Below are 22,349 nucleotides of genomic sequence, written 5' to 3' on the forward strand. Positions count from 1 at the left end.
CCCTATTTCGGATGCCTGAGCCGCGGATTGGCGACGATCGCCGCAATGTCCGCGATGATGTTGAGGCTGATATAGACGGCGGCGAAGATCAGGCCGACGGCCTGCACCACCGGCACGTCGCGCTTGGTGACATGGTCGACGAGATACTGCCCCATGCCCGGATAGACGAAGATCACCTCGACCACGACGACGCCGACCACGAGATAGGCAAGGTTGAGCATGACGACGTTGATGATCGGCGCGATCGCGTTCGGGAACGCATGCTTGCGAATGACGGCGAAGGCCGAAAGGCCCTTGAGCTCCGCCGTCTCGACATAGGCCGACTGCATGACGTTGAGGATCGCCGCGCGTGTCATGCGCATCATGTGGGCGAGCACCACCAGCGTCAGCGCCGCCGCCGGCAGCGCGATCGCCTGCAGGCGCTCACCAAGGGACATTCCTTCATAGACGGTGGAGATGGCGGGGAACCACTGGTGCTCGACCGCGAAGTAGAAGACCAGCAGATAGCCGATGAAGAACTCCGGGAAGGAGGTCGAGGCGAGCGCGACGCCGGAGATCAGCTTGTCGACCCAGCCATTGCGGTAGCGCACCGCGATCAACCCAAGCGTGATCGCCAGCGGGATCGCCACGATGGCAGCCCAGAAAGCCAGGAACAGCGTGTTCCACAGCCGTTCCTTGATCGATGTCGCGATGTCCTGCCCGCTCGACATGGCGGTGCCGAGATCACCGGTCAGCACGCCGCCCAGCCAGTGGAAATAACGGATATAGGCAGGCTGGTTGAGCCCGAGCTGCTCGCGCAGATTGGCGAGCGACTCAGGCGTCGCCGATTGTCCGAGAATGGCTTGCGCGACGTCGCCGGGCAGGATCTGCGTACCGGCGAAGATCAGGACCGAAACGGCCAACAGAAGGAGGATGCCCAGCGCAATGCGCTGGGCCACCAGTTTCACGATGGGTGAGGACATCTCCGCAAGGCCGGACCTTAGGCTTCCAGCCAGCACTTCGCCAGGGCGTAGCCGTTGCAAAGCTCCTGATGCGGATCGTCAACCCAGCCACCGACCTTGGGACCTGTCGCGTCGATGAACTGGTTGAACATCGGCAGGATCAGGCCGCCTTCGTCGCGCACCATGACGGCCATGTCGTGGTACATCGCCTTGCGCTTGGCTTCGTCGAGCTCGGCGCGCGCCGCCAGCACCATCTTGTCGAAGTCCGGACGCTTGAAGCGCGTGTCGTTCCAGTCGGCCGACGACAGGTAAGCGGTCGAGTACATCTGGTCCTGGGTCGAGCGGCCGCCCCAATAGGAAGCGCAGAAGGGCTGCTTGTTCCACACCTCGTTCCAGTAGCCGTCGCCAGGCTCGCGCTTGATCTCGAGCTTGATGCCGGCCTTGGCAGCGCTCTGCTGGTAGAGCTGGGCCGCGTCCACGGCGCCGGGGAAGGCGACGTCCGAGGTCCTGAGCAGGATCGAGCCGTCATGGCCCGACTTCTTGTAGTGGAACTTGGCCTTGTCCGGATCGTACTTGCGCTGCTCGATCTCGGTGAACAGCGGGTAGGAGGCGTTGATCGGGAAGTCGTTGCCGAGCGAGCCGTAGCCGCGCAGCACCTTGTTCAGCATCTCCTCGCGGTCGATCGCCAGCTTCAACGCCATCCTGAGGTCGTTGTTGTCGAACGGCGCCGTGTTGCAATGCATGATGAACACGTAGTGGCCGGGACCGGAATGGTTGCGGATGGTGACGCCCTTCACGCGCTTGATCAGGTCGACGATCTTCGGCTCGACGCGGTTGATCATGTTGACCTGGCCGCCCTGCAGGGCCGCCGTGCGCGCCGTCGCGTCGTTGATGACGACGACTTCGATCTGGTCGGCATGGCCCATCTTGTCGCCCTGCCAGTAATTGGCGAAGCGTTCGCCGACATGGCGCACTCCAGGCTCGTTGACCTTGACCTTGTAGGGGCCGGCGCTGATGCCGGCGTCGGGCTTGTCCTTGCCGCCATTCGGCTGGACGATCAGGTGGTAGTCGCTGAGCAGGTAAGGAAGGTCGGCATTGGCTTCCTTCAGCGTCAGCACCACTTCCTTGCCGTTGGCCTTGATGGTGTCGATGCCCTTCATGTAGCCCAGCGCGCCGGACTTCGACTTCTCGTCGGAATGACGCTCAAGCGTCGCGGCGACGTCCTCGGCGGTCACCGTCTTGCCGTTGTGGAATTCGACGCCGTCGCGGATCTTCAGCGTCCAGACCTTGGCGTCGTCCGAGGAGCCGATCTCCTCGGCGATGCGGTTCTCGAGCTTGCCCTCGGGCGACAGCTCGACGATCATTTCGCCCCAGCATTTGCCGAAGGCGAACGGCACCTGCGTCATCATCAGCGCCGGGTCGAGGCTGTTGGTGGATTCACCGCCGACCAGGCCGGCCTTGAGCGTGCCGCCCTTGACGGGGCCGGCAGCGCGGGCCGCGCTCGAAAGCAGCGAATTGGCGAACGGAGCGGAGATGCCGAGCGCGGCGGCGCGGCCGAGAAAATCGCGACGGCTGAGCTTGCCGGCGGCGACACGACGGCTGAGATAGTCGAGTTCGTTGGTCATTGTGGTTCCTCACTCTGGATTGTTCGACCTTATGGTCGTTTCTTGCTTCTTGAGGAGATAATGACCGCAACGGAAAGCTGTAAGCAAGACCGAATGCGACATGCCGTGGCGTAAATGGCGCGTCGCATTTGGACCAATCCTGCCAGCGCCTCAGACGAGGGCGCGGGGGATTATCCGCTCGAAATCGCGTGCAAAAACGAGATTCTCGGCCTCATAGGCTTCGATTCTGGCGCTGAGAATGAAATTCTGCGCGTCGCAGCGCATTTCGGCGAAGGTTTCGGTCCGCACCGACCACTCATTTCGCAAGAAAGTCTGCGTCCAGTGCGTGCTGCCCTTGGCCGACAGCGGATCGTCCGGGCGAATTGCCCATATCTCCCTGACGATGCTGCCATGGACGAGCCCATGGTCGAGGTCGCGGACCTCGCCGAAATCATCGGTTATGGAGAGCGTGACGGTGCCGGTCTTCTCGTCGCGGTCGATATGCCGTTCCGAACTGGTGGGCCGGACCGTCTCGGTCGCCCAGGGCGTCGCGCCTTCCGGTTCGGGAAACGAGACCTCATCACGCTTTGCCAGCGGCCGCAGCGGCAGCTTCAGCGTCGCCGTCGACACATCGAGCGTCACCGGCTCCGGCGACGGCCAGATCATCGGCCAGTAGGCGGTCGAAACGGCGATGCGCAATTTGTGGCCGGCCGGCACCCGGTAGGCGCATTGGTCGAGCACGACGCGTGCCGAAACCATCTCGCCCGGCACCAGCGCTTGCGGGAATTCATGCGAGTTGCGGTGGGTCAGATTGAGCACGCCGTAGGAGATCAGCTCCGAGGCGCCGTCGGGATGGACGTCGCAGAGACGCACCGCGATGTTGGCCTGGGGCCGATCGGAGGCAATTCGGACCTCGAGCTCCGGCGCGCCGACGATGTCGATCGCCTCGGTAAGCTCCGGCTGGTCGAAGCACACCGACAGCGCATCGTCCGGGCGCTGGTCGCCCGGCAATTCCGGGCCGAAGGTGAAGGGAAAATACTCGCCGCCGGCAAGGCCGCAGGTCTGCGGCGAAGCGACGATCGAGGGCTTGGCGCCGTCGGCAATAAGCTCGATCACCTCGACCTTGATATTGGGCGACGGCCATTCCTGCTCTGCCACCCAGCGGCCCGGCCGCTCCGGGTGCCAGCGCGCCGGCCGCACGCTGTCCATGACATAGGCGCGGTAGTCCGGATCGGCCTCGATGCCGGTGTCAGCGCCCTTCAGCCAGCGGTCCCACCAGCGCAGCGCTTCCTGCAGGAAGCCGATGGCCGGCTGAGGCCCGGCGTAATGCGGGTATTTGTGGATCCAGGGGCCGACAATGCCTTTGACCGGCGACTGGATGTTGGTGACGAGGTGCGAGATCGTGTTGCGGTAACCGTCATGCCAGCCGCCGATCGACAGCACCGCAGCCTTCACCGCGGAAAAATCCTCGCAGATCGAGCCGCGCTTCCAATAGGCGTCGCGATGCTGGTGGCTGAGCCACAGCGGCGCCAGGAACGGCTGGTTCTCCAAACGGGTCAGCCACAGGTCGCGCCAGCGATTGCCGCCGGCGATCAACGGGTCCGGCGGCCGCGACGAATAGGACAGCATTGTCGAGGCCCAGCCGAAATTTTCGAGCAGCAGGCAGCCGCCCTTGTAATGGATGTCGTCGGCATAGCGGTCGACGGTCGAGCACAGGCTGATCACCGCCTTCAGCGCCGGCGGCTGTTTTGCCGCCACCTGCAGGCAGTTGAAGCCGCCCCAGGAAATGCCCATCATGCCGGCATTGCCGTTGCACCACGGCTGCGCCGCAGCCCAGGCGATGACGTCGCAGGCGTCCTGCAGTTCCTGCTCGGAATATTCGTCGTCCATCAGCCCTTCGGAATCGCCGTTTCCGCGCATGTCGACGCGGATCGAGGCGTAGCCGTGCCCGGCGAAATAGGGATGGGTGAGCTGGTCGCGGAAGATGGTGCCGTCGCGCTTGCGGTAGGGCAGGTGTTCGAGGATCGCGGGCACAGGATTGTCGGCTGCGTCCTCCGGCATCCAGATACGCGCCGACAGCCGGCAGCCATCCGGCATGACGATGCCCATATCGGGAATTTCGACGACTTTTCGAGGGAATTGGGTGACGGTTTTCATGGCAGGGCACATGATGGAACCGCCAACGATGCGTCATGAGCCAGCCGGCGAAATCGGCTGGTCAATAAGCGTCAGTTCAGCGGAATGTCGTTGTCGGCCTTGCTCGCCTGGTAATCGCCTGAGAGCTGGTCATAGCGCGCGGAGATTTCCCCTATGCGCGCCTCCAGCCGCTTGCGCTCGGCTTCCGGCAACGCCCGCACCAGCCGGCGAATCGAAAAACTCTTCCAATAGGCGTTCTCGGCATTGTAGCCGCCAGGGTCTAGGGTGAAGACCTCCTTCAGGATCTTCAGGTCGTGCGGAATGGCAAAACTGTCGCGCGAATCCTCGTGGCTGAAGAGGTAGTAGAAATTGTCGAAACCGGTCCAGGTGATCGCCGACAGGCAGAGCGAGCAGGGCTCGTGCGTGGCGATGAACAGCGCGTCCTTGGTGTCGACGCGCTCGGCCTTGGGCATCTCGTAAAAACGCTTCAGGCAGTGCACCTCGCCGTGCCACAGCGGATTTTCCATCTCGTTGTTGGTCTCGGCCAGCACCAGCGAGCGGTCGTCTTTCCGCAGGATCGCTGCGCCGAACAGCTTGTTGCCGTGGGCAACGCCTTGCGCCGTCTTGGGCACGATGTCGTGCTCGATCACATCGAGCAGGCGGTCGATCAGCGAGACGTCGGTCATGGGAAAGGCTTTCAGGGAAGGTGGATCTCGTAGGGATGCGAGAAATAAAACTCTTCGAGATTGGAGCCGTCGCCGCCGCGATCGACGATCAGGAAATCCTGTTCCTCGCCGATCGGCGTCAGCACGCCGTGCCAGAGGTTGCGGCGGTAGTTGATGCCTTGTCCGGGCCCCGCAATGAAGGCGTGCGGCTCGCCCGGCCCGTCCTTGGCGTCATGGCAAACGACGACCAGAAAAGGTCGCGGCGACAGCGGGATAAAGGCCTGGCTGCCAAGTGGATGACGCTCGACCATGGTGAGCTTCAGCGGCATGTCGTAGGGCGTGCCGCGCACCATTGAGATCAATACCCGCGCGTTGGGTCCGGTGGCTTCGGCGGTGGCGAGGTCGTGATAGCGCATCGCTCGGCCGCCATTGATCGGGTAGCGATTGTCGCCGCCCATGTCGATGACGTCGCCGAACGGCGCGAAACCTTCACGCGTCAGCGGCCGGGCGACGATGCGGCTCACCGCGCCAGACCCCCAAATGCGCCGCCAAGCCTGGCGTGACGGTTGACGTCCTTGTAGAGCAGGTAGCGGAAATTGCCGGGGCCGCCGGCATAGCAGGCCTGCGGGCAGAAGGCGCGCAGCCACATGAAGTCGCCGGCCTCGACCTCGACCCAATCCTGGTTGAGGCGGTAGACCGCCTTGCCTTCCAGCACATAGAGCCCGTGCTCCATGACGTGGGTCTCGGCGAAGGGGATGACCGCGCCCGGCTTCAGCGTGACGATGGTGACATGCATGTCGTGGCGCATGTCGGCAGGGTCGACGAAGCGGGTCGTCGCCCAGCGCCCTTCAGTGCCCGGCATCGGGCTCGGCGCCACCTCCTGGTCGCTCGAGAAGAAGGCTTCCGGCACGTCGAGACCGTCGACGGCCTCATAGGCCTTGCGGATCCAGTGGAAACGGACGGCGGCGCCGCTTTCGTTGCGCACCGTCCAGCCGCTGGAAGGCGGCAGGAAGGCGAAGCCACCGGCGGCAAGCAGGTGTTTTTTGCCGGCAAGCGATACGGTGAGCTCGCCCTCGACGACGAACAGAACGCCCTCGGCGCCGGCGTCAAGCTCCGGCCGGTCGCTGCCGCCGCCGGGCAGAACCTCGACAATGTACTGCGAAAAGGTCTCGGCGAAGCCGGACAGCGGCCGCGCGATGATCCAGGCCCTGGTCTTGTCCCAGAACGGCAGCGGGCTGGTGACGATGTCCTGCATCACCCCCTTGGGGATGACCGCATAGGCCTCAGTGAAGACGGCGCGCCCGGTCAAGAGCTCGTTCTGTCCGGGATGGCCGCCCTGCGGCGCATAATAGGTTCGCTCGGCGGTCTTGATCATATCCATGGGGTCCTGGCCTCAGAGCAATTCCAGGAAAAGTGTGAAGCGGTTTTCCGTCCGGAATTGCGTAAAACAAACATCAGGGTGGGAGCATGTCTTTCAGGCGGAGCAGCGCGATGCGCTCGACCTGTTTGCAGGCGGTTTCCAACTCGACGCCGCGGCTGTTGCCGATGCGCGCCTCGAACTCCGCCAGGATTGCGTCCTTGGTCTTGCCCTTGACGGCAATGATGAAGGGGAAGCCGAAGGTGGTGACATAGGCGGCGTTGAGTTTCGAGAACAGCTCGCGCTCCTTGTCGGTCAGCGCGTCGAGCCCGGCGGAGGCCTGCTCCTTGGTCGATTCCGGCGTCAGGCGCTTCGCTTTGGCCAGCTTGCCGGCAAGATCGGGATGGGCGTTGAGCACGGAAAGCCGCTCGGCTTCGCTCGCCGCGCGGAAGATGCGGCAGAGCGCGTTGTGCAGGCCGCCGGCGCTGTCATGCGCCGGGCCGAGCTCCAGTTCGTAGGCGCGCTCGGCGATCCACGGCGAATGCTCGAACACACCGCCGAAGGCATGCACGAACTCCTCGAACTCCATGCGCGACGGACGCAGCGCCGGCGCCTCGTAGGGATGCGTCTCGCGCCAGTGTTTTGCGATGTCGATGCGCCGCGTCAGCCACACCTTGTCGTGTGACTTCACATAGTCGACGAAGCGCTTCAGCGCCGCCACCCGGCCCGGACGGCCGACCAGCCGGCAATGCAGGCCGATATTCATCATGCGTGGCCGGCCCGCCTTGCCCTCGGCATAGAGCGTGTCGAAACTGTCCTTCAGATAGGCGAAGAACTGGTCGCCCGAATTGAACCCTTGTGGCGTCGCGAAGCGCATGTCGTTGGCATCGAGCGTATAAGGGATGACGAGCTGCGGCTTCTCCAGCCCGTCGCGGTCGAACCAGTAGGGCAGCTCGTCGTCATAGGTGTCGGAGACATAGTCGAAGCCGCCTTCCTCGGCGACCAGCCGCACCGTGTTGACCGAGGTGCGGCCAGTGTACCAACCGGTCGGGCGCGCGCCGGTTACCTCGTAATGCAGCTTGATCGTCTCTTCGAGGTCGCGCCGCTCGTCCTCGGCCGCATGGTCGCGATAGTCGATCCATTTCAGCCCGTGCGAGGCGATCTCCCAGCCGGCCTCCTGCATCGCCGTCACCTGGTCGGGCGAGCGGGCCAGCGCGGTGGCGACGCCGTAGCAGGTCACCGGCACCTCAGCTTCCGTGAACAGCCGGTGGAGCCGCCAGAAACCGGCGCGGGCGCCGTATTCATAGATCGATTCCATGTTCCAGTGGCGCTGGCCCACCCACGGCGCGGCGCCGACGATCTCGGACAGGAAAGCTTCCGAAGCCTTGTCGCCATGCAGCACGCAGTTCTCGCCACCTTCCTCGTAATTGACGACGAATTGCACGGCGACATGCGCGCCGCCCGGCCATTTCGGGTCCGGCGGATTGGCCCCGTAACCGCGCATGTCCCGTTCGTAACGCATTGCCGCTCCTGCCCGATTGTTGCGTTGAAGATATCGAAAGGAGTGCTGCTGCATTCCCCCGAAAATTTTTGAAAGTGCTTTTTGCCGCACTCCGCTCGACCCGGGCTTATGCATCGCCTTTAATTGGCGCACAATTGACTTGAAAACGTTGAACTGTACCGACACGGGAGGCGGCCAGTGGCAGAAACGTCGAAAGCCGATGGCGGGCGCCTGACGACCCATGTGCTCGACACCGCGACCGGTCGGCCGGCAAAGGGCCTGTCGATCGAGCTGTTCCGCATCGAGCGCGAGGCCCGGACACATATCAAGACGGTGACCACAAATGATGACGGTCGCTGCGATGCGCCGCTCTTGGCCGGCGCCGATTTTCGCACCGGCGAGTATGAGCTGGTCTTCGCTGCCGGCGACTATCTGCGCGGTCAAGGCACCAGGCTGCCAGAGCCTGCCTTCCTCGATATCGTGCCGATCCGCTTCGGCATGGCGGAGCAGCGGCATTACCATGTGCCGCTCTTGATTTCGCCTTATGGCTACTCGACCTATCGGGGGAGCTGAGACATGGCCGACACCAAGATCCGCAACGAGATCCGTTTCATCCTGAACGGCGCCGACGTCGCGCTCCGTGACGTTGCACCCGACGCGACGCTGCTCGACTGGCTGCGGCTCAACCGTTCGCTGCGCGGCACCAAGGAAGGCTGCGCCGAGGGCGACTGCGGCGCCTGCACGGTGCTGGTCGGCAAGCTCTCCGCCGAAGGCCTGGTCTACGAAAGCGTCAACGCCTGCATCCGTTTCATGGGTTCGCTCGACGGCACCCATGTTGTGACTGTGGAACATCTGCGCGGCAATGGCGAAAAGCTGCATCCGGTGCAGCAGGCGATGGTCGATTTCCATGGCTCGCAATGCGGCTTCTGTACGCCGGGCTTCATCATGTCGCTTTACGGGCTGTGGATGAGGACGCCCGATCCGTCGAACGCGGCGATCGAAAAGGCGCTGCAGGGCAATCTCTGCCGCTGCACCGGCTATGAGGCGATCATGCGCGCCGCGCACGCCATTTCGAGCTATGGCAAGGCGGCCAAGGATCCCTTGGCGGTGGAGCGCAAGGACATCACCGCGCGGCTAAGGGCATTGCGCGACGGCGCCAGGGTCGAGATCGGCTCCGGCAAGGCGCGGCTGATCGTGCCGGCCAGCGTCGACGATTTCGCGGCCGTGCTCGAGAAAGAGCCGGGCGCCACCATCGTTGCCGGCTCGACCGATGTCGGCCTTTGGGTCACCAAGCACATGCGCGACATCTCGCCGGCGATCTTCATCGGCGGCCTCGACGGCCTGCGCACGATGTCGGAGAAGGACGGCGTCATCACCATCGGTGCCGGCATCACCTACACCGAAGCGTTCGAGACCCTGTCGAAACGCATCCCGGCCCTGGGCCCGCTGGTCGACCGCATCGGCGGCGAGCAGGTACGCAACATGGGCACGATCGGCGGCAACATCGCCAACGGCTCGCCGATCGGCGACACACCGCCGCCGCTGATCGCGCTCGGCGCGCAACTCACCCTTCGCAAAGGCAAGAAGCGCCGCACGATCCCGCTCGAAACCTTCTTCGTCGCTTATGGCAAGCAGGACCGTCAGCCCGGCGAGTTCGTCGAGGCGGTGCATGTTCCGGTGCCGGCAAAGGGCGAAAAGTTTGCCGTCTACAAGGTCACCAAGCGCCGCGACGAGGACATCACCGCCGCCCTCGGCGCCTTCTATCTGATCCTGGCCAAGGACGGCACCGTGGCCGACATCCGCATCGCCTATGGCGGCATGGCGGCAACGCCGAAGCGCGCTGCGGCGGTCGAGAAGGCGCTGATCGGCAAGGCCTGGAACGAAGCGACGGTGGAGGTCGCGATGGCCGAATACGCCAGCGATTTCACGCCGCTCACCGATATGCGGGCAAGCGCCGAATACCGGGCGTTGGCGGCGAGGAACCTCTTGCTGCGCTTCTTTGTCGAGACCACCGGCACCAAAGCGCCGTTCCAGGTCTCCCGCTACGAGGCTGCCTGATGACCAAGCATGTCCCCAACCTCAAGGCGCAGAAGATCTCCGGCGGCGTCGCCAGCGACCAGCGCCACGATTCCGCGCACAAGCATGTCAGCGGCACGGCGGTCTATATCGACGACATGCCGGAGCCGGCCGGCACGCTGCATGGCTGCCTTGGCCTGTCCGCCGCGACGCATGCGACGATCACGAAGATGGACCTCGCGGCGGTGCGTGCCGCTCCCGGCGTCGTCGACGTGCTGACGGCAAAGGACGTGCCGGGTGAGAACGATATTTCGCCCACCGGCCGCCATGACGAGCCGGTGCTCGCAGACGGCAAGGTCGAGTTCTACGGCCAGCCGATCTTCTGCGTTATCGCCGAGACACGCGAACAGGCCCGCCGCGCCACCAGGCTGGCCAAGGTCGAATACAAGCAGTTGCCCTTCGTCACCGACATCGGCGCGCTCGACCCGCGCAAGGACAAGCTTGTTACGCCGCCGCTGACGTTGAGGCGAGGCGACGCAGCGACTGCGATCAAGACGGCCCCCCGCAAGCTCAAGGGCAAGATGCGCCTCGGCGGCCAGGAGCACTTCTATCTCGAAGGCCACATCGCCATGGCCGTGCCCGGCGAGGACCAGGACGTCACCATCTATTCCTCGACCCAGCATCCGAGCGAAGTCCAGCATATGGTGAGCCATGCGCTGGGCATCCCGAGCAACGCCATCACGGTGGAAATCCGCCGCATGGGCGGCGGCTTCGGCGGCAAGGAAACGCAGGGCAACCAGTTCGCGGCGCTTGCCGCCATCGCCGCCAAGCGGCATCATCGCGCGGTCAAGATCCGGCCCGACCGCGACGACGACATGACCGCGACCGGCAAGCGGCACGATTTCCTGATCGACTACGAGGTCGGCTTCGACGACGACGGCAACATCCTCGGCGTCGACTTCATGTTCGCCGCGCGCTGCGGCTTTTCGTCGGACCTCTCCGGCCCGGTCACCGACCGCGCGCTGTTCCACTGCGACAACACCTATTTCTGGCCGGCGGTGCACGCCCAGTCGGCGCCGCTCTACACCAACACGGTCTCCAACACCGCCTTCCGCGGCTTCGGCGGTCCGCAAGGCATGGTCGGCGCCGAGCGCGTCATCGACGAGGTGGCCTTTGCCCTCGGCAAGGACCCGCTCGAAATCCGCAAGAAGAACTTTTATGGAACCACCGACCGCAACATCACGCCCTACCACCAGACGGTCGAGGACAATGTCATCCAGCGCATCATCGCCGAGCTGGAGGTGAGTTCGAACTATGCGCGGCGCCGCCGCGAGATCAGCGCCTTCAACAACAACAGCCGCTTCATAAAGCGCGGACTGGCGCTGACGCCGGTCAAGTTCGGCATCTCCTTCACCGCCACGCACTACAACCAGGCCGGCGCGCTGGTGCATGTCTATACCGACGGTTCGGTGCACCTGAACCATGGCGGCACCGAGATGGGGCAGGGGCTCTATCTCAAGGTGGCGCAGGTGGTGGCGGAAGAATTCCAGATCGACCTCGACCAGGTGAAGATCACCGCGACGACCACCGGCAAGGTGCCGAACACCTCGGCCACCGCGGCATCCTCGGGCTCGGACCTCAACGGCATGGCGGCGCAGAACGCGGCGCGCCAGATCAAGGACCGGCTGACCAATTTCGCCTCGGAAAAATACCAGGTTCCGCGCGACCAGGTGCTGTTCCTGCCCAACCGGGTGCGCATCGGCAACCAGGAGATACCCTTCGGCGACCTGGTCAAGCAGGCCTATATGGCCCGCATCCAGCTCTCGGCGGCCGGCTTCTACAAGACGCCGAAAATCCACTGGAACCGTGACAAGGGCGAGGGTCGTCCCTTCTACTATTTCGCCTACGGCGCCTCCTGCTCGGAGGTCTCGGTCGACACGCTGACCGGCGAATATGTTGTCGAGCGCACCGACATCGTGCATGAAACCGGCCGCTCGCTGAACCGCGCCATCGACCTCGGCCAGGTCGAGGGCGGCTTCATCCAGGGCATGGGCTGGCTGACCACCGAGGAATTGTGGTGGGACGACAAGGGCCGGCTGCGCACCCATGCGCCGTCGACCTACAAGATCCCGCTCGCCTCCGACCGTCCAAAAGTCTTCAACGTCACGCTGGCCGACTGGTCCGAAGCCAACGAGCCGACCGTGCATCGCTCCAAGGCCGTCGGCGAACCGCCTTTCCCGCTCGGCATGTCGGTTCTGCATGCGCTCTCCGATGCGGTCGCGAGCGTCGCGGATCACAAGATCTGCCCGCGCCTCGACGCGCCGGCGACGCCGGAGCGGGTGCTGATGGCGATCGAGCGGTTGAAGCGGGAAGCGGTAAAGCCGGCCTGAATCTGCCTAAACGTGCAAATCGAGGCGCAAAACGCTATATTTCCAGGATGGAAATGCAGACGATGAACTCGAAAGTGCAAAGCCTGAAGGCGTTCCTCGGTCAAGCCGACCGCGTCGCGCTCGTCGAGGTCGCGGCCACGAAGGGCTCGACGCCGCGCGAGGCCGGCGCCTTCATGCTTGTCTCGGCATCGGCGATTTTCGGGACCATCGGCGGCGGCCAGCTCGAATACATGGCGATCGACAAGGCGCGGCAGATGCTGCGCCCCTCATCTCCCTCCAAGGGGAGAGAAGCGCGCATCGAGGTCGACGAGGTCTGCGCCACGCTCGACGTTCCGCTCGGGCCGGAGATCGGCCAATGCTGCGGCGGCCGCGTCGAGGTGCTGATCCGCCTCGTCGATGGTTCGCTGGAACAGCAGCTGATCGCCAACGCTCAATCGGAAGAGGCGCATCTGCCGCATGTCTATGTCTTCGGCGGCGGCCATGTCGGCCAGGCGCTGGCCGCGTCGCTGGCGCTCCTGCCGATCCACGCCGTCGTGGTCGAAACGCGCGCCGATGCGCTGGAAGGCATGCCGGACACGGTCGAGACGCGGCTGACACCAATGCCCGAGGCCGTGGTGCGCGAAGCGCCGGCCGGATCGGCCTTCGCCATCCTCACTCACGACCATGCGCTGGATTTCCTGATCGTCGCCGAGGCGCTGAAGCGAGACGATACCGCTTATGTCGGCATGATCGGCTCCAAAACCAAGAAAGCCACCTTCAGGAGCTGGTTCCTGAGGTCGGCCGAGGGCAGCGAAGCACAGTTCGCTCGGCTCGTCTCGCCGATCGGCGGCAGCGCCGTGAAGGACAAGCGCCCGCAGGTGATCGCCGCGCTCGCCGCCGCCGAGATCATGACGGCGCTGGTGTCTCACGCCGCCCAGGCGCCGATTTCGAGCACATCCAAAAAGGTGATGGTCGGCTGAAGGCCGGCCGCCGCGGTTCCTGGGACATCAACAAAGCTGCCTCGAGATATGACCGCCGCTCACAGCTGCTCGTCGCTTTCTTCGTTTCTCAAACGCGCTCGAACCGTGTTTTCTGCGCGCCTGACGAACATAAGCGGTGAACACGGGTGAACGACATGGACGTATTGCGCATAGCGGCATTTTCAGACGGGAGCAGAGGCGGCAATCCCGCCGGCGTGGTGATCGGCGAGGCCTTGCCCGATGCGGCTGACATGCAGCGCGTCGCGGCCGAGGTCGGCTTTTCGGAAACAGCCTTCGCGGCGCCCGCCGGCGACGGCTGGCGCGTCCGCTACTTTTCGCCGGAATCGGAAGTGCCGTTCTGCGGCCACGCCACCATCGCGCTGGGCGCGGCGCTGGTCAGGAAGTTCGGCAACGGGGTCTTCGCGCTGACCCTCAACCAGGCGAACATTACCGTCGAAGGTTTCTGCGACGGCGCCAACGTCTCTGCTGCCCTGCAGTCGCCGCCGACGCGCAGCGAGCCGGCTTCGTCGGAACTGGCCGGCGAGGCATTGGCGCTGTTCGGCTACCAACCGGGCGATCTCGATCCGGCAATTCCGCCGGCGCTGATCCATGGCGGCGCCGATCACCTCGTATTGGCGCTGAAGTCACGCGAAGCGTTGGCCGCCATGGCTTATGACCTGAAGCAGGGTCAGGCTTTCATGCGGCGCGAAGGCCTGGTCACGATCCTGCTCGCCTATGCCGAGACACCGCGCCGCTTCCACACCCGCAATCCATTCGCTTCCGGAGGCGTCTACGAGGATCCGGCGACGGGAGCGGCGACCGCTGCCTTTGCCGGCTATCTGCGTGATCTCGGCTGGCCGCATGGTGGCGCGATCGACATCGTCCAGGGCGAGGACATGGGGATGCGCTCGCGCCTGCATGCCGATATTCCGCCGACGCCGGGCAGCTCGATCCGGGTGTCCGGAACAGCCCGGCTGATGGATGCGCGGGCCGAAGCGGCTTAAACCGGCCGCTTCAGGCCGAGATGCTCGCGCAGCGTCCGACCCTCGTAGTCCTTTCGGAACAGGCCGCGCCGCTGCAGTTCCGGCACCACCAGCGTCGCGAAGGCGTCGAGCTCGCCTGGGAACCAGGACGGCATGACGTTGAAACCGTCGGCCGCGCCGCCTTCGAAACGCGCCTGCAATTCATCGGCGATCTGCTCGGCCGTGCCGACGATCCGCCAATGGCCGCGCGCCCCGGCAAAATAGCGGGCCAGCTCGCGGATCGAGAGGCCGTCGCGGCGCGCCTGCTCGATGACCAGCGCCTGCCGGCTTTTCATGCCTTCACTTTCCGGCAGTTCGGGCAGCGGCCCGTCGATCGGGTAGCGCCCGAGATCCGAGATGCTGAGATAGCTGGAAAGCAGCGCCACGCCGACATCGTCGGGGATCAATTCCTGCAGCGCATCGTATTTGGCCTGCGCCTCGGCTTTCGTCGCCGCCACGATCGGCGCCACGCCGGGCATGATCTTCACATCGTCCGGCTGGCGTCCGTAGGCGGCGAGCCGCCCCTTGAGGTCGTCATAAAAGGCCTTGGCTTCCTCGAAAGTCTGCGCGGCCGAGAACACCACGTCGGCGGTTCGGGCGGCAAGATCCTTGCCGTCGTCGGAGGCGCCCGCCTGCACCATCACCGGCGCGCCCTGCGGCGAGGGCGGTATGTCGAGCGGATCGCGCACCGAAAAGCTCTCGCCGTCATGGCCGGCGACGCGCCGGTTCCATAGGCCGGTGATCACCGTGGCGAACTCGCGCGCCCGCGCATAGCGATCGGCATGCGGCCGCAGGCCCGTCGCGCCGAAATTCGCCGCTTCGATGGGGCTCGCCGATGTCACCAGATTCCAGCCGGCCCGCCCGCCGCTCAGATTGTCGAGCGAGGCGAAGGTCCGCGCCAGCCCATAGGGCTCGTTGTAGCTGGTCGATGCCGTCGACACGAGGCCGATCCGTTCGGTCTGCGCGGCAAGCGCCGACAGCAGGCTGATCGGCTCGAAGCCGATCGAGCGCGAGGTCTGGCTGGCGATGTTGACATTGGCCTCGCGCAGGCCGGCTGCGTCCTCGCAGAAGATCATATCCAACTTCGCGGCTTCCGCCGTGCGGGCCAGCGCGATGTAGTGATCGATGTCGATGCCGGCCGTCACATGCGCGTCAGGGTGGCGCCAGGCAGCGATGTGGTGGCCGGTCGCCCACAGGAACAGGCCGAGCTTCATCTGGCGCGCGCTCATTGTTCGCCTCCCGTGCCGAGTCCGAGATGGTCGCGCAGCGTCGCGCCCTGCTGGCCCTGGCCGGCGATACCACGGCGTCGGAGCTCCGGCAGAACGCGGTCGGTAAAACTCTGAAGTCCCGGGGCATCAGCCGGCAAAACAAAATTGAAGCCGTCACAGCCACTCGATTCTAACAAAGCTTGGAGACTGTCGGCATCCGGTTCGGATGTCAGGACCATCGTTGCCAGTACCTTCACTGTTTCCGGCTTGCGGCCGATAGCGGCAGCTCGGCGCTTCAGTTCGCCAACGGCAACTTTCAAGGCCTCAGACGGCTGTCCCTCGATCAGGACAACGTCGGCGGCGCCGCTTGCGAGATCAAAATCAGCCTCCGCCGGGCCGGACATGATTAGCACCGGCCTGTCCTGCGGTGACCGTGCGACATTGAGCGGCCCGCGTACCGAGAAGAATTCGCCGATGTGGTTCAGCGGGTGCATCTTGTCCGGATCGTGGAAGCGGCCCGCTGCCTTGTCGAACAGCAGCGCGCCACGCCCCCAGCCGACCCACAAGAGCCGTACGATGTTGATGAACTCTCTGGCGCGACGACGAAAATCATCGTCGGAAAAACCTTCCGGACGGCTGAAATTAGCCGCCTCGCGCGGGTTCTGCCTCAGCGTCGCGTTCCAGCCGATTCGGCCATGGCTAATGATGTCGAGCGAGGCAAAACGGCGCGCCAGATTGTAGGGCTGATGCATGAGCGTAGAGGCGCTGGCGACGAGGCCGATCTTCTCGGTGAATGTCGCCAGCGCGGCGACGAGCGTGGTCGCTTCGAACGGGCTGGTCGACGGCGCGCCGTTTGGCCATGAGTCGGAAATGGCGACCATGTCGACACCGGCCGTTTCCAACTTTCGCACGAAGCCGGCGATCTCGGCCAATGTCAGGCTGGTCTTCCCTGCGGCGGAAGCAATGTCGAGCGAAACGGCGAGATGCATTTAGTGCCCAATCGGCTGCCGGCGATGTCGCTACCAACCTAGGCTGGCTTTCGCGCAAGGCAACCGGGCCGGATGGGCCACGAGCCCGCCACGTGCCGGCCAGCGCTACTTCCCCGCAAGAACATCCTTGATCAGCCGCTGGCAGCGCTCGGCCATGAAGTCGAGCAGCAGCCGCACCTTGGGATCCTGCAGCTTCTTGTGCGGATAGACGGCGGCAAGCTGCACCGGCGTCGGCGGCGTCTTGGCCAGGATCACCTTCAGCCGCTGGTCGCGGATGAAAGGCTCGACCTCGAAACGCGGCTTGTTGATGATGCCGCGCCCCGACAGCGCCCAGCCGGTCAGCACATCGCCGTCATCGGTGTCATAGGGACCGTGCACTTCGAACTTCTGCACGCCACTCGGCGTCTGCAGCGTCCACACGAACTCGCGTGTGCCGGCATAGCGCAGCATCAGGCAATCGTGTTTCTTGCCGACCAGTTCCTGCGGTTCGGCGGGCTCGCCGCGCGTCTCCAGATATTTCGGCGCCGCCACCAGCACGCGCTCGCATTCCAAGACGCCGCGCATGCGCAGGCTGGAATCCTCGATGATGCCGAGCCGGAAGGCGACGTCGATGCCTTCCTTCATGATGTCGACATTGTGGTCGGAGAGCCTGAGCCGCACCTCGATATCGGGATATTTGTCGTGGAAGTCGGGGATGCCGGAGGCGATCAGCCGCCGGCCGAGGCCGAGCGGCGCCATCACCCGGATGGTGCCGCGCGGCTGGCCGGAAAGTGCTGCTACCGCGGCTTCCGCTTCGGTGATCGCATCCAGAACCTGCTTGGCGCCGGTATAGAACACCGTTCCATGCTCGGTCGGCATCAGCTGCCTTGTCGTGCGGTTGAAGAGCCGTACGCCGAGATGTTTCTCAAGTTCCTTGATGCGGTTCGAGGCGACCGCCGGCGAAAGGCGCATGTCTCTGCCCGCCGCCGACAGATTGCCGAGCTCCACGACGCGGACGAAGACGGCAATGTTGTCGAGATAGGCCATGCGTGGCTCTCATGCAGCTGCGTGGGGGAACTCTACTATTTTCCATTTTTTTTTGAAAGTCATCGCGCACCTCGCCTCTTTTCGTTTGCGCGGCAGACCGTAAAGTCCTCTCATCGGCAGGGACGATCTCCCAGGGGCGACACAATGATGGATTTCGCGATTTTCTGGGACTGGCTGAGCTTCGCCGTCCGCTGGCTGCATGTCATCACCGGCATCGCCTGGATCGGCTCGTCATTCTATTTCGTCGCGCTCGACCTCGGCCTGCGCCAGCGCCCCGGCCTGCCCGCCGGCGCCTTCGGCGAGGAATGGCAGGTGCATGGCGGCGGCTTCTACCACATCCAGAAATACCTGGTGGCGCCGGCCGAAATGCCGGAGCACTTGACCTGGTTCAAATGGGAATCCTACGCCACCTGGATGTCGGGCTTCGCCATGCTCTGCCTCGTCTATTATGGCGGCGCCAACCTGTTCCTCATCGATCCCAATGTGCTCAACGTCTCGGTGCCGGTCGGCATCCTGATGTCGCTGGCAACGATCGGCGTCGGCTGGATCGTCTATGACCTGCTCTGCCGCTCGCCGCTCGGCAACAGCGACACCGGCCTGATGCTGGTGCTCTACGGCGTGCTGGTCTTCATCGCCTGGGGGCTGACGCATCTGTTCACCGGCCGCGCAGCTTTCCTGCATCTCGGCGCCATCACCGCCACGATCATGTCGGCCAATGTCTTCATGGTCATCATCCCCAACCAGAAGATTGTCGTCGCCGACCTGATCGCCGGCCGCAAGCCGGACCCGAAATACGGCAAGATCGCCAAGCAGCGCTCGCTGCACAACAACTACCTGACCTTGCCGGTCCTGTTCCTGATGTTGTCGAACCACTACCCGCTGGCGTTCGGCACGCAGTTCAACTGGGTCATCGCTTCGCTGGTCTTCATCATCGGCGTGCTGATCCGGCACTATTTCAACACCGTGCATGCCAGGAAAGGCAACCCGACCTGGACCTGGCTGGGTGCTGCCGTGCTGTTCATGATCATCATCTGGCTGTCGACCGTGCCGAAAGTGCTGACCGGCGAGCCGCAGACTTCCGCCGCCTCCGCCGCCGCCCAGGTCTACATCGCTTCGGCGCACTTCCCGGCGGTGCGCGACACCGTGCTTGGCCGCTGCTCCATGTGCCATACGGAAGAGCCGGCCTATGAAGGCATCTACCATGCGCCGAAGGGCGTGCTGCTCGATACCGACGAGCGCATTGCCGAACATGCCCGCGAGATTTACATCCAGGCCGGCCGGGCGCATGCCATGCCGCCCGCCAACGTCACCCAGATCACCGACCAGGAACGCGCCCTTCTGGTCGCCTGGTTTGAAGGCGCCGGAAAATAAGCATGACATTGAAACTACTGCGCGGCCGCACGCTCACCTTCCTGCGTTGGCCCGAAACGGTCGATGAACATTCCGCCTGGCGTTACGAGGAGGATGGCGGGCTGTTGATCGACAACGGCAAGATCATTGCTGCAGGCCCTTATGCCGAGGTCGCAAAGAAGGCCCGTGCGGGCGTCGAGACGATCGACCATCGCCCGCATCTCATCCTGCCGGGCTTCCTCGACGCGCATGTCCATGTGCCGCAGATGCAGATCATCGCCTCTTACGGCGCCGAGCTGCTCGACTGGCTGAACAAATATACCTTTCCGGAAGAGTCGAAATTCCAGAACGCGCAGCACGGCCGCCGCATCGCGCGACTTTTCCTCGATGAGATGCTGCGGCACGGCACGACGACGGTCGCGGCCTATTGTTCGGTGCACAGATCGTCGGCCGAAGCCTTTTTCGCCGAGTCGCATGAGCGCAACATGCTCAACATCGCCGGCAAGGTGATGATGGACCGCAACGCGCCGGACGGCGTGCTCGACACGCCCCAGACCGGCTATGACGATACCAAGGCGCTGATCGCCGAATGGCACGGCAAGGGCCGCCAACTCTATGCCGTCACGCCGCGCTTCGCGATCACGTCGACGCCCGAGCAGATGGAGATGGCCGGCGCGCTCTGCCGCGAACATCCCGATCTCCACATGCAGACGCATCTGTCGGAGAACCACGCCGAAATCGCCTTCACCCGGGAGCTCTATCCCTGGTCGCGCGACTACACCGACGTCTATGAGCATTACGGCCTGCTCGGCAAAAAGAGCCTGTTCGGCCACTGCATCCATCTGTCGGAGCGCGAGGCCGACGCGCTGTCGCAGTCGGGTTCGGTGGCGGTGTTCTGCCCGACCTCCAACCTTTTCCTCGGCTCCGGCCTGTTCGACTACCAGCGCTATCGCCGGCGCGAAAAGCCGCTGCGCATCGGTGCCGCCACCGATGTCGGCGGCGGCACCAACTATTCGATGTTGCGCACCATGGACGAGGGCTACAAGGTGATCGCGCTGAACGGCGAGAAGCTCAACCCGTTCCAGTCCTTCTGGCAATTGACGCGCGGCAATGCCGAGGCGCTGTCGGTGGCCGACAAGGTCGGCACGCTGGACGAGGGCACCGACGCCGACATCGTCGTGCTCGATGCCCGTTCGACACCGGGAATGCGGCTGAGGATGGAGACGGTGGAGACGCTTGCCGAAGAACTCTTCCTGCTGCAGACGCTGGGCGACGACCGCGCCGTGCGCGAGGTCTATGTGGCGGGGCGGCCGGCGAAGAGCGCGATTGTCGCATAGATTAAGCGCGCTCTTCGCTTGACCCCGCGTCAGCCATCGGCCAAAGCGTGCGTCGACATTTGACAGGGGAACGCCATGGCCACCGCCGACGACATCGCTCTGATCAAGAAACAGGAAGCCACGCTGATCTTCCTGACCTTCGACGAGGCCGTGGCCTTCGAGATCGGCTCGGCGATCAGAAGCAGGGCGCTGAAGGAAAACCTGCCCGTTATCGTCGACATCAGGCTGTGGGACCGGCCGCTCTTCTATGCCGCGATGCCTGGCTCCAACGCCTCCAATCCCGACTGGGCGCGGCGTAAGATCAATGTCGTAAGGCGCTATTTGAGAAGCACCTATCGCCTGGTGCTGGAGCAGCAGCGGCCCGACCGTACCTTCAAAATCGGTGAAGGCCTGGACATCGCCGACTATGTGCTCGCCGGTGGCGGCTTCCCGGTTACCGTCAAGGGCGCCGGCGTCATCGGCGTCATCGCCGTTTCGGGCCTGCCCGAGCGCGAGGACCATGGTGTCGTCGTCGATGCCCTCTGCGCCCATCTCGGCATCGATGCAAAAGAGCTCGCGCTGCCGCCGGAAGAAAAATGACCGACCCGAAAACCTTCCTCATCTCGATCTTCAACGCTGCCGTCGCGGCCGCCGACCCGGAAAAGACGATCCGAAATCATTTGCCGGCAAAGCCGAAGGGCCGCACCATCGTCATCGGCGCCGGCAAGGGCTCGGCGCAGATGGCGGCGGCCTTCGAAAAGGTCTGGGACGGTCCGATCGACGGCCTGGTCGTCACCCGCTACGGCTATGGCGCCAAATGCGAGCGCATCGAGATCATCGAGGCGGCGCATCCGGTGCCGGATGCAGCCGGCCTCGAAGCCTCGCGCCGGCTGCTGGAGAAGGTGCGGGGTCTGACCTCGGACGATCTGGTGGTGGCGCTGATTTCCGGCGGCGGCTCGGCGCTGTTGCCGTCGCCGGCTGCTGGCCTGACTTTAGCCGACGAGATCGCCGTCAACGAGGCGCTGCTCGCCTCCGGCGCGCCGATCGCGGCGATGAACACCATCCGCAAACATGTCTCGACCATCAAGGGCGGGCGCCTTGCCGCCGCGGCGCATCCGGCGCGCGTGGTGTCGCTGGTAGTGTCCGACATCCCCGGCGACAATCCGGCGCTGGTCGCCTCCGGGCCGACCGTACCCGACATCGGCAGCCGCGCGGACGCGCTGGCCTCGATCGCCGTCTATGGCATGAAGCTGCCGGCCTCGGTCATGGCGCATATCCAGTCGCCGGCCGCCGACGCGCCGCGCCCCGACGACCCGCGCTTCGCCGGCAATGAAGTGCATCTGACCGCCTCGGCCGGCGTCTCGCTGGAGGCCGCGGCCGCCGAAGCCAGGCGGCAAGGCATCGAAGCGGTGATCCTGTCGGACGCGATCGAGGGCGAGGCCCGCGAGGTCGGCGGCGTCCACGCCGCGATCGCCCGCGAGGTGGCGACGCGCAGCCGGCCTTTCGCCAAGCCGGTGCTGATCCTCTCCGGCGGCGAGACGACGGTGACGCTGCGGGCGAAAGGCAAGGGCGGCCGCAATTCCGAATTCCTGCTCGCCTTCGCGCTCGGCATCGATGGCGTCGACAGCATTCATGCTCTGGCCGCCGACACGGACGGCATAGACGGTTCCGAGAACAATGCCGGCGCTTTTGCCGACGGCTCGACGGTCTCGCGCATGCGCGCGGTGGGCGTCGACGCCAAGGCGATGCTCGCCGGCAACAATGCCTGGACGGCCTTCAATGCGGTTGGGGATTTGTTCGTGCCGGGTCCGACCGGCACGAATGTGAATGATCTGAGGGCGATTCTGGTTCGGTAGCGCAATAAGCGCT

Annotated in this window: 19 protein-coding genes; 9 read left to right on the forward strand and 10 right to left on the reverse strand. The window is 64.6% G+C overall.

The features are described 5' to 3' along the window. Positions 1–2: 2 nt before the first annotated feature. From KVT37_RS07495 to puuE, 7 genes are all read right to left on the reverse strand, one after another. Positions 3–962, reverse strand: coding sequence for an ABC transporter permease (locus KVT37_RS07495; RefSeq protein WP_217571217.1), 960 nt, complete (start codon positions 960–962; stop codon positions 3–5). A gap of 17 nt (positions 963–979) precedes the next feature. After that, positions 980–2,566, reverse strand: coding sequence for an ABC transporter substrate-binding protein (locus KVT37_RS07500; RefSeq protein WP_217571219.1), 1,587 nt, complete (start codon positions 2,564–2,566; stop codon positions 980–982). Positions 2,567–2,716: 150 nt separating this feature from the next. Beyond that, a complete protein-coding gene (locus KVT37_RS07505) occupies positions 2,717–4,702 on the reverse strand; it encodes a CocE/NonD family hydrolase (RefSeq protein WP_217571221.1) in 1,986 nt (661 codons plus the stop codon). A 71-nt stretch (positions 4,703–4,773) separates the two neighbouring features. Beyond that, the gene (locus KVT37_RS07510) at positions 4,774–5,367 is read right to left on the reverse strand and encodes a nucleoside deaminase (protein WP_217571223.1); all 594 of its coding nucleotides are present in this window, start codon (positions 5,365–5,367) and stop codon (positions 4,774–4,776) included. Positions 5,368–5,378: 11 nt separating this feature from the next. After that, positions 5,379–5,870: an ureidoglycolate lyase gene (locus tag KVT37_RS07515; RefSeq protein ID WP_217571225.1), complete on the reverse strand. Its 492-nt coding sequence runs from the start codon at positions 5,868–5,870 to the stop codon at positions 5,379–5,381. Further along, positions 5,867–6,727 carry a bifunctional allantoicase/(S)-ureidoglycine aminohydrolase gene (locus KVT37_RS07520; RefSeq protein WP_217571227.1) on the reverse strand — a complete coding sequence of 287 codons (861 nt, stop codon included), beginning with the start codon at positions 6,725–6,727 and terminating at the stop codon, positions 5,867–5,869. The genes KVT37_RS07515 and KVT37_RS07520 overlap by 4 nt, the downstream gene beginning before the upstream one ends. 73 nt (positions 6,728–6,800) lie before the next feature. Beyond that, positions 6,801–8,225 (reverse strand): allantoinase PuuE, encoded by a 1,425-nt coding sequence (puuE, locus tag KVT37_RS07525; protein WP_217571237.1) that lies wholly within the window; start codon positions 8,223–8,225, stop codon positions 6,801–6,803. A gap of 177 nt (positions 8,226–8,402) precedes the next feature. Here puuE and uraH point away from each other — a divergent pair, with 177 nt between their 5' ends. The 5 genes from uraH to KVT37_RS07550 all read left to right on the forward strand — a co-directional run bounded on the left by uraH (position 8,403) and on the right by KVT37_RS07550 (position 14,573). Next, positions 8,403–8,777, forward strand: coding sequence for a hydroxyisourate hydrolase (gene uraH, locus KVT37_RS07530; RefSeq protein ID WP_217571240.1), 375 nt, complete (start codon positions 8,403–8,405; stop codon positions 8,775–8,777). Positions 8,778–8,780: 3 nt separating this feature from the next. Next, positions 8,781–10,262, forward strand: a complete 1,482-nt coding sequence (gene xdhA / locus KVT37_RS07535) for a xanthine dehydrogenase small subunit (protein ID WP_217571243.1) — start codon at positions 8,781–8,783, stop codon at positions 10,260–10,262. Further along, entirely contained in the window at positions 10,262–12,610 is a 2,349-nt protein-coding gene (xdhB, locus tag KVT37_RS07540; protein ID WP_217571245.1) for a xanthine dehydrogenase molybdopterin binding subunit, read from the forward strand. Before xdhA ends, xdhB begins: the two co-directional genes overlap by 1 nt. A 62-nt stretch (positions 12,611–12,672) precedes the next feature. Then, the gene (xdhC, locus tag KVT37_RS07545) at positions 12,673–13,569 is read left to right on the forward strand and encodes a xanthine dehydrogenase accessory protein XdhC (protein ID WP_217571246.1); all 897 of its coding nucleotides are present in this window, start codon (positions 12,673–12,675) and stop codon (positions 13,567–13,569) included. A 155-nt stretch (positions 13,570–13,724) separates the two neighbouring features. Next, positions 13,725–14,573 (forward strand): PhzF family phenazine biosynthesis protein, encoded by an 849-nt coding sequence (locus KVT37_RS07550; protein ID WP_217571248.1) that lies wholly within the window; start codon positions 13,725–13,727, stop codon positions 14,571–14,573. Here the strand turns inward: KVT37_RS07550 and KVT37_RS07555 are convergent. From KVT37_RS07555 to KVT37_RS07565, 3 genes are all read right to left on the reverse strand, one after another. Next, positions 14,570–15,820 carry an LLM class flavin-dependent oxidoreductase gene (locus KVT37_RS07555; RefSeq protein WP_217571250.1) on the reverse strand — a complete coding sequence of 417 codons (1,251 nt, stop codon included), beginning with the start codon at positions 15,818–15,820 and terminating at the stop codon, positions 14,570–14,572. The genes KVT37_RS07550 and KVT37_RS07555 overlap by 4 nt on opposite strands. After that, the gene (locus KVT37_RS07560; RefSeq protein ID WP_217571252.1) at positions 15,817–16,788 is read right to left on the reverse strand and encodes an LLM class flavin-dependent oxidoreductase; all 972 of its coding nucleotides are present in this window, start codon (positions 16,786–16,788) and stop codon (positions 15,817–15,819) included. Before KVT37_RS07560 ends, KVT37_RS07555 begins: the two co-directional genes overlap by 4 nt. A gap of 105 nt (positions 16,789–16,893) precedes the next feature. After that, complete coding sequence (locus KVT37_RS07565) at positions 16,894–17,814, reverse strand: LysR family transcriptional regulator (RefSeq protein WP_217571254.1); 921 nt, start codon at positions 17,812–17,814, stop codon at positions 16,894–16,896. 144 nt (positions 17,815–17,958) lie between these two features. Between KVT37_RS07565 and KVT37_RS07570 the strand changes: the two genes are divergently transcribed. From KVT37_RS07570 to KVT37_RS07585, 4 genes are all read left to right on the forward strand, one after another. Further along, on the forward strand, positions 17,959–19,185 hold the full coding sequence (locus KVT37_RS07570) for a urate hydroxylase PuuD (protein WP_217571256.1): 1,227 nt from the start codon (positions 17,959–17,961) through the stop codon (positions 19,183–19,185). A gap of 2 nt (positions 19,186–19,187) precedes the next feature. Further along, positions 19,188–20,501 (forward strand): guanine deaminase, encoded by a 1,314-nt coding sequence (guaD, locus tag KVT37_RS07575; RefSeq protein ID WP_217571258.1) that lies wholly within the window; start codon positions 19,188–19,190, stop codon positions 20,499–20,501. 75 nt (positions 20,502–20,576) lie between these two features. Continuing rightward, the gene (locus KVT37_RS07580; RefSeq protein WP_217571260.1) at positions 20,577–21,080 is read left to right on the forward strand and encodes a heme-degrading domain-containing protein; all 504 of its coding nucleotides are present in this window, start codon (positions 20,577–20,579) and stop codon (positions 21,078–21,080) included. Further along, complete coding sequence (locus KVT37_RS07585) at positions 21,077–22,336, forward strand: glycerate kinase (protein ID WP_217571263.1); 1,260 nt, start codon at positions 21,077–21,079, stop codon at positions 22,334–22,336. The genes KVT37_RS07580 and KVT37_RS07585 overlap by 4 nt, the downstream gene beginning before the upstream one ends. Positions 22,337–22,349 lie beyond the last annotated feature (13 nt).

It is taken from the genome of Mesorhizobium sp. GbtcB19 (assembly GCF_019091085.1).
Lineage (GTDB): Bacteria > Pseudomonadota > Alphaproteobacteria > Rhizobiales > Rhizobiaceae > Mesorhizobium.